This is a genomic window from Amycolatopsis sp. (assembly GCF_036008905.1).
In the GTDB taxonomy this organism is placed as follows: domain Bacteria; phylum Actinomycetota; class Actinomycetes; order Mycobacteriales; family Pseudonocardiaceae; genus Amycolatopsis.
In genome coordinates this window covers 57,561-72,881 of sequence record NZ_DASYMU010000047.1, presented here as the reverse complement: position 1 = coordinate 72,881, position 15,321 = coordinate 57,561, and the positions used below count along the sequence as shown (strand labels likewise).

The 15,321-nt window shown below is 69.0% G+C and carries 11 protein-coding genes; 2 read left to right on the top strand and 9 right to left on the bottom strand.

Features of this window, described 5'->3' with window-relative positions; all coding sequences use genetic code 11:
- The 3 genes from VGP60_RS09805 to VGP60_RS09795 all read right to left on the bottom strand — a co-directional run.
- Positions 1-485 (bottom strand): lipoyl synthase (locus VGP60_RS09805; RefSeq protein WP_327547597.1); only part of this gene is annotated, 485 nt, incomplete at its 3' end.
- A 37-nt stretch (positions 486-522) separates the two neighbouring features.
- On the bottom strand, positions 523-1,470 hold the full coding sequence (locus tag VGP60_RS09800) for an oxidoreductase (protein WP_327547596.1): 948 nt from the start codon (positions 1,468-1,470) through the stop codon (positions 523-525).
- Positions 1,471-1,501: 31 nt separating this feature from the next.
- Positions 1,502-2,041: a hypothetical protein gene (locus VGP60_RS09795; protein ID WP_327547595.1), complete on the bottom strand. Its 540-nt coding sequence runs from the start codon at positions 2,039-2,041 to the stop codon at positions 1,502-1,504.
- Positions 2,042-2,344: 303 nt separating this feature from the next.
- Between VGP60_RS09795 and VGP60_RS09790 the strand changes: the two genes are divergently transcribed.
- Positions 2,345-2,959, top strand: a complete 615-nt coding sequence (locus VGP60_RS09790) for a TetR/AcrR family transcriptional regulator (RefSeq protein ID WP_327547601.1) — start codon at positions 2,345-2,347, stop codon at positions 2,957-2,959.
- 33 nt (positions 2,960-2,992) lie between these two features.
- Positions 2,993-3,928 (top strand): LLM class F420-dependent oxidoreductase, encoded by a 936-nt coding sequence (locus VGP60_RS09785; protein ID WP_327547594.1) that lies wholly within the window; start codon positions 2,993-2,995, stop codon positions 3,926-3,928.
- Positions 3,929-4,005: 77 nt separating this feature from the next.
- Here the strand turns inward: VGP60_RS09785 and VGP60_RS09780 are convergent, their stop codons facing one another.
- Genes VGP60_RS09780 through VGP60_RS09755 form a run of 6 tightly spaced genes read right to left on the bottom strand, consistent with a single transcriptional unit; the run spans position 4,006 to position 15,317 of the window.
- Positions 4,006-5,388: a DUF6519 domain-containing protein gene (locus VGP60_RS09780; RefSeq protein WP_327547593.1), complete on the bottom strand. Its 1,383-nt coding sequence runs from the start codon at positions 5,386-5,388 to the stop codon at positions 4,006-4,008.
- Positions 5,389-5,403: 15 nt separating this feature from the next.
- A complete protein-coding gene (locus tag VGP60_RS09775) occupies positions 5,404-7,569 on the bottom strand; it encodes a hypothetical protein (RefSeq protein ID WP_327547592.1) in 2,166 nt (721 codons plus the stop codon).
- A complete protein-coding gene (locus VGP60_RS09770) occupies positions 7,566-11,426 on the bottom strand; it encodes a putative baseplate assembly protein (RefSeq protein WP_327547591.1) in 3,861 nt (1,286 codons plus the stop codon). The genes VGP60_RS09775 and VGP60_RS09770 overlap by 4 nt, the downstream gene beginning before the upstream one ends.
- On the bottom strand, positions 11,423-14,614 hold the full coding sequence (locus tag VGP60_RS09765; RefSeq protein WP_327547590.1) for a putative baseplate assembly protein: 3,192 nt from the start codon (positions 14,612-14,614) through the stop codon (positions 11,423-11,425). The genes VGP60_RS09770 and VGP60_RS09765 overlap by 4 nt, the downstream gene beginning before the upstream one ends.
- Entirely contained in the window at positions 14,611-14,988 is a 378-nt protein-coding gene (locus VGP60_RS09760; protein ID WP_327547589.1) for a GPW/gp25 family protein, read from the bottom strand. Before VGP60_RS09760 ends, VGP60_RS09765 begins: the two co-directional genes overlap by 4 nt.
- Positions 14,985-15,317: a hypothetical protein gene (locus VGP60_RS09755; protein ID WP_327547588.1), complete on the bottom strand. Its 333-nt coding sequence runs from the start codon at positions 15,315-15,317 to the stop codon at positions 14,985-14,987. Before VGP60_RS09755 ends, VGP60_RS09760 begins: the two co-directional genes overlap by 4 nt.
- Between the last annotated feature and the right edge of the window lie 4 nt (positions 15,318-15,321).

Genomic DNA, 15,321 nt, shown 5'->3' with positions numbered 1-15,321 from the left:
TCCGCGTTGAAGTCCGGGATCAGCAACTCGACGCCGGTACCCGGGTTCAACGCATGGATCTGACGGACAGTCTCCGCGTACAGCCACGCGCCACCGTCATCCAGGTCATCACGCGCGACACCGGTCACCGTCGAGTAGCGCAGGCCCATCGCCTGAACCGACTCCGCCACCTTCCGCGGCTCCGCCCGGTCCAGAGCGTCCGGCTTACCCGTGTCGATCTGGCAGAAATCACACCTTCGAGTGCACTGGCTCCCCCCGATGAGGAAGGTGGCCTCACGGTCCTCCCAGCACTCGTAGATGTTGGGACAACCAGCCTCCTCACACACCGTGTGCAGACCTTCACGGCGGACCAGCGACTTGAGTTCGGTGAACTCCGGCCCCATCTTGGCCCTCGTCTTGATCCACGGCGGCTTCTTCTCAATCGGCGTCTCCGCGTTGCGAACCTCTAACCGCAACAACTTCCGCCCATCCGGTGCAGCACTCACGGGGTAAACCCTACGCCCGCGTGCGCTGTAGCCGGGGTCACACAGGGTCGGGGGTGACGCCGGTCAGCTTCGCCGTCAGCTCCCAGAGCGCCTCGCCGATCGCCTCACTGCGGGCGGCGGGCACCGTGGAGACCTTTGTGGGATAGCCACGCAACCAGCCGAGGCCGCGAGGGGCGAAGTAGTCGCCGCCTTCGACGCCTGGCGCTGTCGCGGCGTAGAGCTGGGGAAGCGCGCCCATCCGGGTGCCCTGGGCGAACACCAGCTCGCCCAGGCTGTGGGCGCCGCCGATGATCCCGCGGGCCAGCGGGTTCGAGTACGACTTGGCCATGTTCGAGCCGAGTCCGGTGGAGGTGTAGCCGGGATGGGCGGCGACGCTGAGGATGTCCTCGCCCGCCGCCTTGAGCCGCCTGTCCAGTTCGAGCGCGAAGACCTGGTTCGCGTGTTTGGCCTGGCTGTACGCCGTCGCGGCGTGGTAGCGCTTGTGCTCGGCGTTCGGGTCCGCGAAGTCGATTCTGCCGGGGACGGCCGCGAGGCTGGACAGCGTGACGACCCGCGACTTCGCACCGCCTCGCAGCGCGGGCATGACCAGCCAGGTCAACGCGGCGTGCCCGAGGTAGTTGGTGCCGAACTGCAGCTCGAAGCCGTCCTTGGTGCGCCCTTTGGCCACCGCCATCACCCCGGCGTTGTTGACCAGGAGGTCGAGCGAGTCACCGGTGAGTGCCCGGGCGGCCGCGGCCGCTTCGCGCACCGACGCGAGGTCGGCCAGGTCGAGCCGGACCAACTCGGGTGCGGCACCCGTGGCCGCCTCGGCGACCGAGCGCAACGCCTGCGCGCCGCGTTCCGCCGAGCGGCAGGCCAGCAGCACGCGGGCGCCCTTGCCGGCGAGCACCTGGGCGGTGCGCAGGCCGAGTCCGGAGTTCGCGCCGGTGATCAAAGCCGTCCGCCCGGTCTGGTCCGGGGTGTCGTCGGCGGTCCAGGTACTCATACGCTTAGCTAATCCCACGCCTGTCCCGTTGTCACGCGCTGGGTGCGAGCATCCTCAGCAGGTGACCGACCGGGCTACGCCGGCGCGCGGGCCGTGCCGGGCCGCTGCGGAGCAGGGCGTCGAAAGCGACCCCGATCTTGGTGATTTCGGCGATCGGTTCACGCGGTTCGGCGAGCCCGGCGGTGACGGCGAGCATCCGCTGCTCGGCACGGTGCATCGCCAGCAGCGCGGCGGAGTCGTCGATATGGGCGTCGAGGACCGCGCGCAGCGTCGCGTGTTCGCGGGTCGCCTTGTTCCAGGCGCGCGAAACGGCGTCGATCTGGTCGCCTTCTTGATCGGGCAGGTCCAGCGCGTTCGCGTCGTCCGGGCAGGCGGACTCGGCGCGCAGGTGGCCGCTCAGCAGCCGCGTCCACTTGTGGTGCAGCGCGAGCAGGAGGTTCTGTTTGGTGCCGAAGAGCTCTTCGGCACCGGCGATCTCGGCGAAGGGCAGTTCACCTTCGGGATCGCGGTGGGCTTGGCGCAGGACGGCGTCGATGACATCGCGGCGCCGGTAGAAGTCTTTCCAGCTCATAGCTAGGTCTCCCCTTCTTGTCCGCCCTATGAACCCGCGACGCGATCGCGTCGCCAGGGCGCTCCTTGGGCGGGACGGCTCCTGGTTTGCGGATCGGCGCCCTGCCGCCGAGATAGCGTGCCTTCGGCTCAAGCGGGTTCGTTGTGGCCGCGATCTGCGGGGCGGCGCTGCTCCTGTGCTCCCCTTACCGTGGTCCGGGTCATACTGCGGGTTTGCGGCATACTCCCGGTACGGACCTGACGACGCGAACATACCACGAGTATGGTGACCGAAAACGGGGGTAAGGTTGTGAGCGTGGCGACAATGAGGTCCAGGCGGCTCGACTATTCGGAATCCACGCGTTCGGCGCTGGTGGACAGTGCGGTCGAACTGTTCACGAAGCGTGGTTACGCGGGCACTTCGCTGGACGAGATCGCCAAACGGGCCAGGGTGACAAAAGGTGCGCTGTATCACCACTTCAGTGGCAAACAAGCGCTCTTCGAAGCGGCTTTCGACGCCGTGGAAAGCCTCGTGTTCGACCGCCTGGAAAAGATAATGAACGGTCCCGAGTCCCCTTGGGATCGGGCGTTGAGCGCGCTTCGTGAATTCATCAAAAGCTGCCTTGATCCGTCTTATCAGCGCATCGCAATTCACGAGGCGCCGGTGGTGATGGGCTGGGAACGCTGGCGCGAGGCGGAGGACAGGTGCAGCTTCGGGCTGATCCGGTCGAGCCTCGAAGGGCTCATCGAAGCCGGTGAGATCGAGAGCGTGCCGGTGGAGATCACCGCGCGGCTGCTGTTCGGCGCCCTGTCCAGCGCGGCCACCGAAATCGCCGGATCCGCCGAGCCGAAGAAGGTCGGCGCGCAGGTCGAAGCCGTGATCATCCAGCTGCTGAACCGGGTCCGCAGTTCCGTTCCGGAGCAGTCCGCCACTGCGTGAGACGAAGATCCCCGTCGGGGTACGTTGAGTGTCGTGGATTTGAGGATCTTTACCGAGCCCCAGCAAGGGGCCACTTACGACGACCTGCTGCGTGTCGCGAAAACCACGGAAGACGCCGGTTACGACGCGTTCTTCCGCAGCGACCACTACCTGAAGATGGGCGACGTCTCCGGCCAGCCGGGGCCGACCGACGCCTGGATCACTCTCGCGGGTCTCGCCCGCGAGACCAAGCGCATCCGCCTGGGCACCCTGGTCAGCGCCGCGACCTTCCGGCACCCGTCGGTGCTGGCGATCTCGGTGGCCGGCGTGGACCAGATGTCCGGCGGCCGGGTGGAGCTGGGCATCGGCGCCGGCTGGTACGACGCCGAGCACACCGCGCTCGGGCTGGAGCTGCCTCCGGTCAAGGAGCGCTTCGACCGCTACTCCGAACAGCTCGAGATCATCACCGGACTGTGGGAAACCCCTGAGGGTGAGACGTTCTCGTACGACGGCGAGCACTTCAAGCTCGTCGACTCCCCGGCGCTGCCGAAGCCCGTTCAGCGTCCGCGTCCGCCGGTGATCATCGGTGGCCACGGCAAGAAGCGCACCCCGGAGCTCGCCGCTCGCTACGCGAACGAGTTCAACCTGCCGTTCGCGAGCCCCGAGATCGCCAACGCGCAGTTCGCGCTGGTCGACGCCGCCGCGCGCAAGATCGGCCGCGACCCGGCGGAGATCGTCCGCTCGGTCGCGCTCGTGGTCGCCGTCGGCCGTGACGACGGCGAGGTCACCAAGCGCGCCACCGCCATCGGCCGTGACGTCGAAGGTTTGAAGGCCAGCGGTCTCGCCGGAACCCCGGCGGAGGTCGTCGACACCATCGGCCAGTGGCGTGAGAAGACCGGCGTCACCCGGCTCTACCTGCAGGTGCTCGACCTCGCGGACCTGGACCACATCGAGTTCATCGCCGCCGAAGTCGCCTCACAACTGGCCTGACCCCAACGGGAAACACGCCTGCCCCGATGGGAAGCACGGCTACGGGAACGGGAAACTCCCGTTCCCGTAGCCGTGTGTCACGTCGGCGGGGTGGCGAGGGGGGCGAACCGGAGGCGGAGGTCGTCGACGGCGCCGCCGGCGCGCACCCACGCCAGCGGCGCGTAGTGGTGGTGCTCGCCCAGCGGTGGCTTGAGGAGTGGACGGCCACGGTCGTCCCGCGGCCATTCGACATCACCGCTCAGCGTGCGAGCCGCGACCACCCAGTAGTCGCCCGCGCGGTAGACGCCGTCGCCGGCGAACCACACCTGGAGCCCGTCCTCGAGGTCCACCCAGCCCCGCTCGGTGATCGGCAGCGCGCCTTCGATCAGCTTCGCCGCACCGCGTCCGCTCGGCGCCCGGTGGTCCCAGCGCCGCAGGAACGGATGCCGGGTGCCGACCTCGGGTTCGCCGGAGAGCTCCACCCGCAGTCGTTCGGTGTCGATGTCCACGACCTGCAGGAGCGGCGCCGGGATCCCCCGCGCGACGACGGCGTCGTCGAGGACCTCGACCCAGTCACCGATGTCCAGGTCGAGCTTGCCGTCCCGGCCCTGGTCGGTCAGTGTCACGAACGTTTCGGCGACCGTGACGATCCCGAACACCACCGACGCGTTTTCCCGTGACCACTTGAAAGCCGGGTTGTCACCGAGCTGCCCGCCGCGGTGCACCTCGACCCGGTACAGCTGGTTTTCCGGGCCCCGGTAACGGGAATCCGGTGCGGTGACGCACGGATCGTCCTCCACCTTCGCGGGCCGCTCGGTCCGCACCGCCAGCCGGGAATCCGACGCGGCCGCGTCCACCCACTCGCCGAACGCCGTCCGCACGGAGTCCGTGGTCGGCCGCTCGCCGACCTCCAGCCCGGCGAGCGGCAGCACCTGCCAGGTCACCTTGGTCCGCGCGGTGGTGTCGGGCAACGCGGCGCCCAGCGCGGTCTCGCGGATCGACGGGTCCTGCACGAAGGTCACCAGCCGCTCGGTCACCTTGAGGTAGGCCAGGAAAGGCGCGTCCGGCAGCTGGTCGGCGTCGTCGGCGCGTTCCGGGTCGCGGTAGGCGTCCGGCTGATTCCAGTAGGTCCAGCCCTCCTCCGCAGGCACCGCGTCGGAACCGGTCTCGTCGTTCACCGGATCGCTCGCCACCGGTTTGGTCCCGTCGACCAGGATGCCGTCGACGTAGTAGCGGCCTTCGGTGATGGTCAGGTCCGCGGGCACCTTTCCCTTGGGGGTGAAGGTGACTCCGAATCCGAGCGCGCCGGCCGGGCCGCCGTGCGCGCCGATCAGGTCGGCCGCCAAGGTGCGGGCCTGGTGGAGTCCGATCAGCACCTGCTCGTTGCTGTCGGCGTCCAGCTGGACCCGCCCCTGTTGGGCGACCACCGCCGAATACCGCTTGTCCGGCCGGAACATCAGCCGCGAAAGGTCGGCTTGCATTCGTCCTCAACTCCCTTACGTGACGTCGATGATTCCGGCGTCCATGCCGGCGGGCAGAAACTCCTCCAGCCGGGCCAGCAGGTTGTCCTCCCGCTGCGGCTGGAACAGATCGTGGAACACCCCGAGCTCGGAGCCGTCTTCGGCGCCGCGGGTGATTTCCGGCGCACAGCGAGCGGAAAGCTTGGCGTACGCGGGAGTTCCATAGTGGACACTCGTGAAGCGGGGGCGCACCCGCCGCCGCTCGATCGGTGACGCGCCGACGAGGTCGGGCTGGCACCGGTACCGCGGCGGCGTCCGCGATTCCGGTGGTACGTAACAGAACCGGAGACATCCGATGCCACGCCTGGCGACATGTACCCGGCCGTCGAAGATCGTGTTCTCGCCGAGGCTGATCGCGTGCGTGTGCACCTCACCGAACACCGTGCTGCGCTGGATCGAGACCACAGCGTGCGCGTGCCGACAGTCGGGCGCTGAAAGGGCCTCCCGGTCGCGGCCGGTGGCGTCGAGAACGCTGTCGGCGAGATGGATCCGCAGCGGATCGGCGTCCACCTCGCCGGTGATCACCAGGATCGTGCCCAGGATGCTGCGCTCGATCTGCACACAGGCGGTGGTGTTCTCCAGGATCAGGCTGGGTTCCTCCGGCTGGGCCGGGCGGCAGTCCGGTTCGAGTGTCCACCCGGGAACGAGCGTGCAGTGCCGGATGACGAGCTCACCCATGGGCCCGCTGACGTGGACACCCCGGCCGGTGATCAGCAGGCCGTCGAGCACCAGCCGCGGCGGCTTCGGCCGGTGGCATTCGTCGGTTTCGTCGTCGTCACAAGGCGGATTGGCCTCGACGATCAGCGCGTCCGGCCGGTTGCTGTACCAGTCGAGCAGCCGGATGACCGGGCGGACACCCTCCGCGGCGCGGACCTCCAGCCGGTCGCCGTGGTCGAGGATGAACTCGGTCTGTTCCTGGTAGGCACCGCTGTCGGTGATTTCGATGACCGCGTTCGTCTTCGTTTCGTCGGACGCTTTCTCGTCCCGCCAGCGCTGGTAGGCGTCCATGATCTTGTGGTCGCGCTCGCCCGGTCCCACGCGGTAAACCGATTCGTCGGCGGGCTCCGGTCGTTCGCGCGGGTACTCGCCGCCGCCGAGGTCGTCGCTGAACGCGTAGTGGTAGCTCACCCACACCCCGCGTTTGGGCGCCGAACGGGAACCGAAGGCGATCCGCCCGAGCACCGGGTCGACGGCGACCTGCTTGCGCTGCGGCCGATACGTCCAGTCGGACAGGTCCGCCACCACAATGTCGCCTGGCGGGACCGGGTGGTCCTCCCGGTCCCGCCAGATCTGGAAACTCTTGCCAGGGCCGTAATAGTCGGTCAACCGGTCCTCCAGCGCCCGGCGGCGGATGAGACCGGGCACGTTGTCCGCGGTCGCGATATGCGTCGCGGACGGTTCGGGGACCGGCTTCGTGACGAGCGGGGAATCGTTGCCCAGGATGGAAAAGGTGAACAGGTTGCGCGCGCGGTCGATGCAGTAGGCCGGTGCCCTGGTGATCGAGTACGGCTTGAGGCGCCAGACGAACAGGCCCACGGCAGGCGGTGAATAGCGGCCTCTGCCGCGGGCTGAGCTGATCCGCGGCGCGCCCGCGGCGTGGGCGAAGTCGTCGAACGGCGTGCCGAGCAGGTCCAGTTCCGAGCCACGGCGTACGTCGATGAGCCGTGCCTTCGTCGAGGCGAGCCGGCGGGAGACGTCGTCGTCGTCGCCCGGATACAGCCGGACGGGTTGATACGCCGTCAGCAGCGGCTGGAACTCCACCGCCCGCGCCGGCCAGTCGGCCACCGTGTGCGCGATGTTCTCCAGCAGTGGCAACGTTCCCTTGCGCCGCCGGTTGGTGACCGTGGCGGCGACGTCGGCGCGGGGCGCCAGCCGTTCGGCCAGCGAACCGCTCTTGGCCACGGCTTCCTCGTAACCGCGCAAGGTGCGGTAGCCGACGAGATCGCCGAGGTACGGCACCGCCCACGGCGCGCAGGTCTCGATGAACCAGTCGTCGTAGAGCTGCTCGATATCGGACTCGACCAGGTCCACCTGTTCGGCGATGACCCCGAGCAACGCGCGCAGCGGTTCACCGGTCTCGGCGTCACGCCGCCGGTGGAACTGCGGCAGCAGCTCGAAAAGCCGGTCGGGTTGTCGGCTCACGACAGAACCTCCTTGAGGATCAAGGTGTCCGGCACCGCCGGGGACAGCAGCGCGAGCTGGGCCGGCCGTACACCGCGGAACACGAGCACCTCGCGGCCCCGGCGCAGCGGGGTCACCTCGGTGATGTCGGGGTTGAGGCGGAGCAGTTCGGCGACCGTGATGCCGTGCTTCGCCGCGATGGCTGTCAACGTTTCGGTGTCTTCGCCCGCCGCCGGCGCGACCTGGTAGACGGTCTCGTCGAACTCCGCCGAGCGCGCCGGCACCACCGTCTGTGGTTCGGTCAGCGACTCGGCCAGCCGGTCCAGCCCGACCGGCGTGATGTTGCCGGGGACACCGGCGAACACGTCGACGTCGACATGGTCGACCCCGGGCACCGCTTGCGCGGCGGCCAGCACCTCGGACAAGTAGGCCGGTTGCCCGAGCTCGCGGCTCCGGAAACCGAACCGCTTCAGCAAAGCCGCCCGCACGGCCGGTTCCACGATCTCCCACGAATGATCCGGATGGACCCGGATGTTCGCGGAGAGCACCAGCAGCACGGCCTCCCGTACCACGACCTCCGCCGGGCCCGCGTTGTCGCCGTGCGCGGCCAGTGACGCGCGCAGTGTGGTGACGATGTCGGAGTCGTCCTCGAGCACGATGTCGTCGGCGCCCGCGACCGTCAGGTGCACGATCTGCCTGGTGCCGTTGAACAATCGCCGAGCGCTCGCCCGGCCGATCCCGGCCCGCGCCTTGGCGAAGTCCTCGTAGTCCGGCACGGAAACGAGCCTGTCGAACGCGGTGACGCGCAGCGGGATGTTGCGGCGCAACAGACTCGCGTCATCACGGTCGGCGCCGCCGGTGGCGGGCAGTGGATTGTCCACACCGGACACACCGAGGGGACGGGTGGTCAGCTGTGTGATCCGGCCCGACGCGACGTTGCCCGCCTTGCCGAGTCCGACGCGGTACCGGGCGCGGACGTTCTCCACCCCGGTCGGCAGTCGCGCGCCCCGCACGCCGTCGCCGAAGACCACCCTGATCGACTCGTTTTCGGCGGTTTCGGTGACATAGACCTCTTCCGCGGGCCCGCGGCCGGCGAAACTGTCCACCTCATGCCACCGGACGCCGTCGACGCGCACCTCCAGCGTGCTCGCCGCACCCAGCGGATCGTCGGACGCCAGCCAGGTCAACGGCCCTTGGCGGAGCAGGAACGACTGGCCCGGTCGGCTCGCGTCCCCGCTGCCGATGGGCTCGTCGCGCCCGGCGCCGTGCGTGGCGCGCACGACGTTGGCGAACACGTGCACGGTCTCGCGCCGGTATCGGTAGGAGAGCTCGGAGGCCAAGGTGATCTCGGTGTGCACGGTGTCGCCTGGCCGGAACTCGTCGACGTCCTGTTTGATCCCGGCGATCATCGCGAGTTCGGTGCCGCGGACCCCGGCGGGCTGGCCGGGAATGTCGGTCCGGTCGCCGGTGACGAGCACCCAGCGGCCCGGATCGAGCCCGTCGTAGAGTTCCGCGAGCTCGATCCCGGTTCCGGCGACCTCGTCGAGAATGGGTTCGTCGGCCAGTTTCAGCGGCTCGCCGCGCAGGTAGATCGTGGTGTCGCGCAGCTGGGAAAGCCTCGTGTCCCGGTCATCGAGCCAATCACGGTCGAGGGTGAGCTCGGTGACCTTGCCGCTGATCCCGAAGGCCTGTTTCGCGATGGTCCGCACGTTGGTCACCCTGGCGGTCACCAGGTTCAGCTGCTTGTCACCGGGCAGGTCGGTCTCCTTCCTCGGCCGTTCGACGACCACCCAGCTGCCGACCCCGACGCCTTCGTACACCGCGTCGAGGGTGAGCAGGTTGGCCGGAATGCGGTCGGTGGAGAAGAACTGGACCTCCACCGAAGGCGTTTCCGTCTCGGCCACCGGGGAACGGCTCCAGGTGATGAAGACGAACTTCCCGGTCTTGGCGTCGACCTTGAAATCGCTACCGCCGAGTCCCGCGCCGACCTCGGCGGTGATGGGTGCTCCCCAGCCGCCGGTGATCGTCAGTTTGACGACACCACCGGCCACTTTGGACACCGTGACCTCGTGTTCCGGAAGGTGGGTGCTGAAATCGAAACTCGCGACGCCGTGTTCGTCGATCCCGTAGGTGACCTGTCCCGGGCCGAAGTCGAGAGGGCTGCCCTTGGTCAAATCGCCGATCTGGTCCCGCCAAGCGTTCGCGTCCAGGGTGAAGATCAGGTTCGCCGAGCTGGGCGTGTCCTTCTCGGGCGCGGCTTCCACGTCGGGTCCAGGGTCCGGGCCGGGATCCGGGGGCGGCTTTGGCGCGTCGTAGAAAACCGTGATTCCCAGTGTCTGCGGGACCTCGAGTTCCCACTCTTCGTAGGTGGTCTGGTCACCGTTGGCGACCGCCTTGAGCGGCGCGGTGGCGGCGAACGGGGTGGCGACCTGGCGCATGGCGAGCAGCTCCTGCACCGCCAGCGGCGCCGTGAGGTCGAGCTGCCGCCACGCGGTGTACAAACTCTCGCCGAGCCGCGGATCGAGCGCGGTCAGCAACCGCGCACCGAGGTCGGAGCCCGGCCCGTAAAGCTTGCCGAGGTCACGCCGGAGCTGCCGCGAGCTGCCGGGTGGCCGCGTTCGCGGTTTGCGCAAAGCGCCGAGAAGGGCGCCCAATCCGAGTACCGCCGGACTGGTGGGTTCCGGGCCGGGTTCCCCCTCTTCGGGAGGGACGCTGTTCAAGGCGAGCGCGCTGAACAGCGACTCGTCGAAGCTGACGGCCGGGTGATCCGGTCGTGCCGGTTCGAGTAATCGTGCCTGCTCGTACAAGGCCGCCAACTGGTCGCGGAGTTCCAGCAGCCATTCGTGGATATGCGTGTAGTGCGCGGCGATTTCCAGTGCCTCGCTCAGCCGCTCGAGCACTTCACCCAGGATGCTCGCGAAGATCGGCGGGGTGGTCAGGTCGCCCGGTTTCTCTTCTTTTCCGGTGTCCTTGTCCTCGTTTTCCCCGGCCCTGAGGCGAAGCGGCTTCAGCACACCGTCGACGAAACGCTGGACGATGACACTGCGCTTGACGATGTCCGGCGGCGTGTCACCGACGATCTCGTCGAGTTGGTTCCGCAGCGCGGTGCGCAGCGCCTTCAGTTCGGGCAAGGCGGGCAACGGTTTCCCGATGACCGTCAGGTCCTTGTCCCGGTCGATGTCCACCGCGGACACGATCTCCAGCTTCTGCTTCCCGGCTTCGGACCCGAAGACGAACAACATCCGGTCACCCGGTTTGAGGTTGGTCGCCACGCCGGCCACCTGGATGGACTGGCGGTCTTCGAGATCATCGATCCCCAGTTGGTAGGGACGACGCTGCCGGACCTTCAAGTCGTTCCACGACCGGCGGGCGTTCAGGTCTTCCATGCTTTCGAACGCCTGCGGCTCCTCGCCGGGACCGGGCACGCTCTGCGCCCTGGCACCGCGCGGGATCTTGACCTCCAGGTCGTGACCCTGCCGCGGATCGGCGTCCACTGTGTACGCGAGGTAGGTACCCGCGGAAACCCCCGGCCGTGGCAGATAGCCGACAAGCCTGCCCAGCAGGGCCAAGGATTGTTCCTCGGTGGCCGTCCGCAGGTAGCCCTCCGCGGCGATTCGGTCGGTGTAGAAGGTCAGCAGGTCGGCGAGCACCGCGGCGGCGTCCAGCAGCCCGATCGCCGGGTCGTCGGTGGTACGGACGGTGAGCCCGGTCAGCGCGGGATAAGCCGGGGCGGACAGCCTGGCGAGCATGGTGGCCAGGAACTCGCCGTGCGACCCGACCCGGTGCCCGATGACGTCGAGCCCCGGCGGGTTGAACACCTCCGCCGGCGTCTCGACGGCGATCCCGGCGCTGCAGCCGGAACAGGTGCAGCCACTCATTTCCCACCTCCTGTGACCAAGGTCAGCCTGCCGTTTTCGGGACTGTCCGGATCGTTGTCGAGTTGCGCGATCTCCAACGGGCCCAACCGAAGCAGCCCGTCTTCCAGCTCGCCGAGGTCCTGGCCGAACTGCCGCCGCAGCCGCGTCACCCTGGCGGTGAGCACACCGGGAACCGCGGCCACGGCGGCGATGAGCCTGCTCACCCGGATCGGCTCGCCGAAGCTGAGCGCGTCGGGGTGGAAGAACCCGGAGGACCGGTTGCCCAGCACGGTTTTCAGCGCGCCGAGCACGTGGCCGCGCTGGTACCCCCCGGCGACGCAGACCGAGATCTCGATGTCCAGCGGCACCAGGACGGCCGAGCCGACGATCACCTCGTGGCCGATGCGCCGGACCTGGGCCAGTGCGTGGGCCACCGCTTCGATCAGCGCCACGCTCGGAGTTGCTTGGCCCAGTGGGTCGATCGCGACATGAACCTCCCGGCCCGCTCCCGTCCAGCGCAGTTCGGCCGCGGCGCGCTGGACTCCCGGCACCGCGGCGGCGAGGGCGGCGTAATCGGCGGCGGTGACCGCGCGCAGCAGTTCGCGGCGCAGACCCAGCGGCGCGAGCTGCCGCACCTCGTCGAGAGATTCGGGCTCGGTCCCGCCGACGGCCACCAGCGGGTTCCGGACCCGGCTCACGCAGCCGGACATCTCGGTGTGGCAGAACACGACATGGTTGATGGCCTCGGCGCCGACGTTGCCCGTGGTCCCGTTGCCGACGCGGTAGCGCGCCGCGAGCGTCGACCCGGGTGGCGGTGCCGCTCCCCGGCGACCGTCGCCGAAGCGCAGGACCAGGCGTCCGCCACCGACCGGACTGTCGTCGACCTCGCCGACGAAGTGCCGGTCACGCGGGCCGCTGTCGAGCAGGTCACGCCGCGGAGTCCACAGTGGACCCCCCTCGGGCAGCCCGAGGGTGACCGCTGGCAGCGCCGTCCGGGGATCGGTGACCAGTGCGGACCACGCGGAGCCCGCGAGTGCCGGGCTGTCCGGCGCGAGGCCGTCGACAAAACGGCTTCCCCAGCTGTAGCCGAGTTCCCACACGATCCCGGCGTCCAGGACACCGCCGGCGAGGGCACGGGCGCGCAGGACTTCCAGCCGCCGGGTCTTGGCCGCGAGCAGTTCGGTGCGCCGGGAAAGCAGTTCCCGTAAGGCGTTGTGAGGCCGATCCGTGATGCGCAGCGCGGCCAGCACCTTTTCGCCGAACAACACGGTGAGCTCGCCGATCTGGTCCCTGGTGAGCCGGTGGCCGCCGCGTACCTGTCGCAGCAACTGTTCGAGCCAGGCCTTCACCTGCGCCGGAATGGCGACGAGGAGCCGCGCCTGACCGGCCGCGACCCGTGCCGGTACGGGGAAAGCGGTGTGCTGGGTCACCGGGGCGGAGCGCAGGACCGGCCGGAACCGCCGGCGTGTGGCCGGATAGGTGACTTGGTCGAGCAGCGTGCGCAAGGCGGCGCGCTGGTCGTCGGTGTTGTCCGGCAGCACGATCTCCCGATCCTCTTGCCCGGGTTCGCGGGTGATCACGATTCCCGCGCGTGCCGCGGCTTCCGGCCCGAGCAGGTCGTCGAGGGCGCGGATGTCTTCGGGCACAAGGGATCGCCTGTCGCCGGTGCTCGAGATCAGCGAATGCAGCAGGGTGACCGCCGGATCGGAGGTTTCGTCGCCCCCGCACCCGAACTCCGGCGGGTCACAACCGGGAGGCACCACTTCGGCGGGAGGGACGGTGATCTCTTCCGGGCCGCTGTCGCAGAAGGTGAGACTCCGGCCGTGGTCGACCAGCACCACGTTGCCCCTCGCGACACTGATGTCCGGGATCAGGCAGCAGTCCTGCCCACCGCGGGCGGACAGGCAGGCGCCGAACCCGAGCGCGTCTTCGTCGTCCCAGGTCACTTCCAGCACCGGCTGGTCGTAGAGGTCGTCCACGCCTTCGGTGACCGAAGTGAGCCGGACGGCCTGGCGGTGCTTCGGATCGGCGTCGGCGGGCGCCCCCGTCCGGGAACCGAGGACCTCCTCGACGATCAGGACGTCACCGGGTTCGAGCTTCAGCGCACGCTTGCGGGGGTGATGCCGCGCAGTGTCCTCTGTGTCCCCTGCGTCCTCTGTGGATTCCTGATCGTGGTGGTGGACCCACTCGTCCCGCAGGGTCGCCGCCGTCGCGCCCCGCGGCAGGTGGCATTCCTCGTCACCCCAGGTCCAGAACCGAATCTCGTTGTGCTCGGGCCGCAGGGTGAGGTCACCGGTGTCCACCGGTTCGAAGACTTCGAAGGCCACGCCCGGTGGCAGCCGGTCGAGGTCTTCGTCAGAGATCTCCGTCCCGAGTTCGGGCCGGTGCAACGGTTCCAAGTGGCTCAGATCCACCGCGACGAACCGGAAGTCGTGCTCGGCGATGGTGACTTCGTGGTCGGCCTCCAGTGTCACGAACGTCCGCGCGTTGCAGCCGTCGTGCATCGGGTAGTCGACCAGCCGGGCGTGCCGTCGCACCGAAACGCGGCTGCGGGCGGTGTCCAAATAGGCCTCGGTGGCCACCGCGTCCTGGTGGTAACCGAGCTGATCCCCGGTGTACGCCAGGAGTTCGACCAGGGTGACGCCGAGGTCGGGCACGTGCCGCTCGGACCAGTCCGGCACGGTGAGGGCCATCCGGTCCAGCAGCAGCCGCCGGATCGCGGCGTAGTCCCGCGCGGTGTAGTTGAGCACCGGTGACGGGTGCTGCCCGGCGTCGTCGTCACACTCGGTCCGGCAGTCCAGGTCGGTGGGACACGATTGCCGGAAGCTGAACTCCGCGTGCGCGTACCGCGGGTCGAAGTCGTGGAACGGCTCTGTGCCGGGGTATCCGTGCGCGTCGGGACGCACGACCGAAAGCCGGTAGGCCGAATGGTCACCGGTCTTGTCGACCGTCACGTACACGCGGTCGTCGAGGTTCGGATCCTCCTGCGCCTCCACCCGGACCTCGGTGGCGACGATGTCCTTGACCCGGCGGCCGCCGTCGATCCTGATGTTCTCCGGCCCCAATTCTTCCGGGGCCTTGCCGAGGAACGTGACGGTGAGAACCAGGCCGTCGTCGGAGACCTCGACCCCGTCGAGGCCGTTGCGGTGCTCGGCGCGGACTTTCGCGCGGCGCCGGTCGGTGCCGCACTCCACGGGTGCGTTCGTCATCGGTCCGCGCTCCTCTCGAAGGTGTCGGTGCGCCGGGTGCCGGTCGGGCGGACGACGTAGCCGAGGTGGACGCGAAGCAGGTTGTCCTCGCTGACGACCTCGAGCGATTCGATGTCGATCACGTCGCCGAGCCAGCGCTGCAGGCTGGCCTGGATCGAGAGCTGGAGCGCGGAGGCGAACTCCGGGCTGTTCGGCGCGAACACCAGGTCCAGCAGGCCGCACCCGAAGTCGGGCCGCATCACGCGCTCGCCGGGGCTGGTGAACAGGAGTTGTTCGATCATCTCGCGGACGTGCTCGTCGTAGCCGGCGTCCGCGGTGCGACCCCGGCCGTCCGTCCGGAACGGGAAGGCGATGTCGATCCGTGGCGTGGTCATTGTCCCGCCGCCCGCTGCTGGACCATGACCACCAGCGGCGGTCCCTGCGGGATCCGTTCCGCGCTCTGGCAGAGCCCGACCGAGCTCTGCAGGATCGCGGGCTGGCCGTTGACCTTGATCCGCCCGGCCGGGGTCACCCACTGGATGGTCACGCAGGGCTGCGGTTTCCCGCCGGGCGCGAAGGCGCAGCCCGTGACCGTGTAGACGTCCGCGAGGGTGGCGACCGGCTGCCCCGTGGCGAGTACCCGTGACTGCGACGGCAGCAGCGTCGCCTGGCCGCCGTGCGGACAGGTCACGGTCGCGTTGACATGTAAAAGGTTTCCCGACATCGCG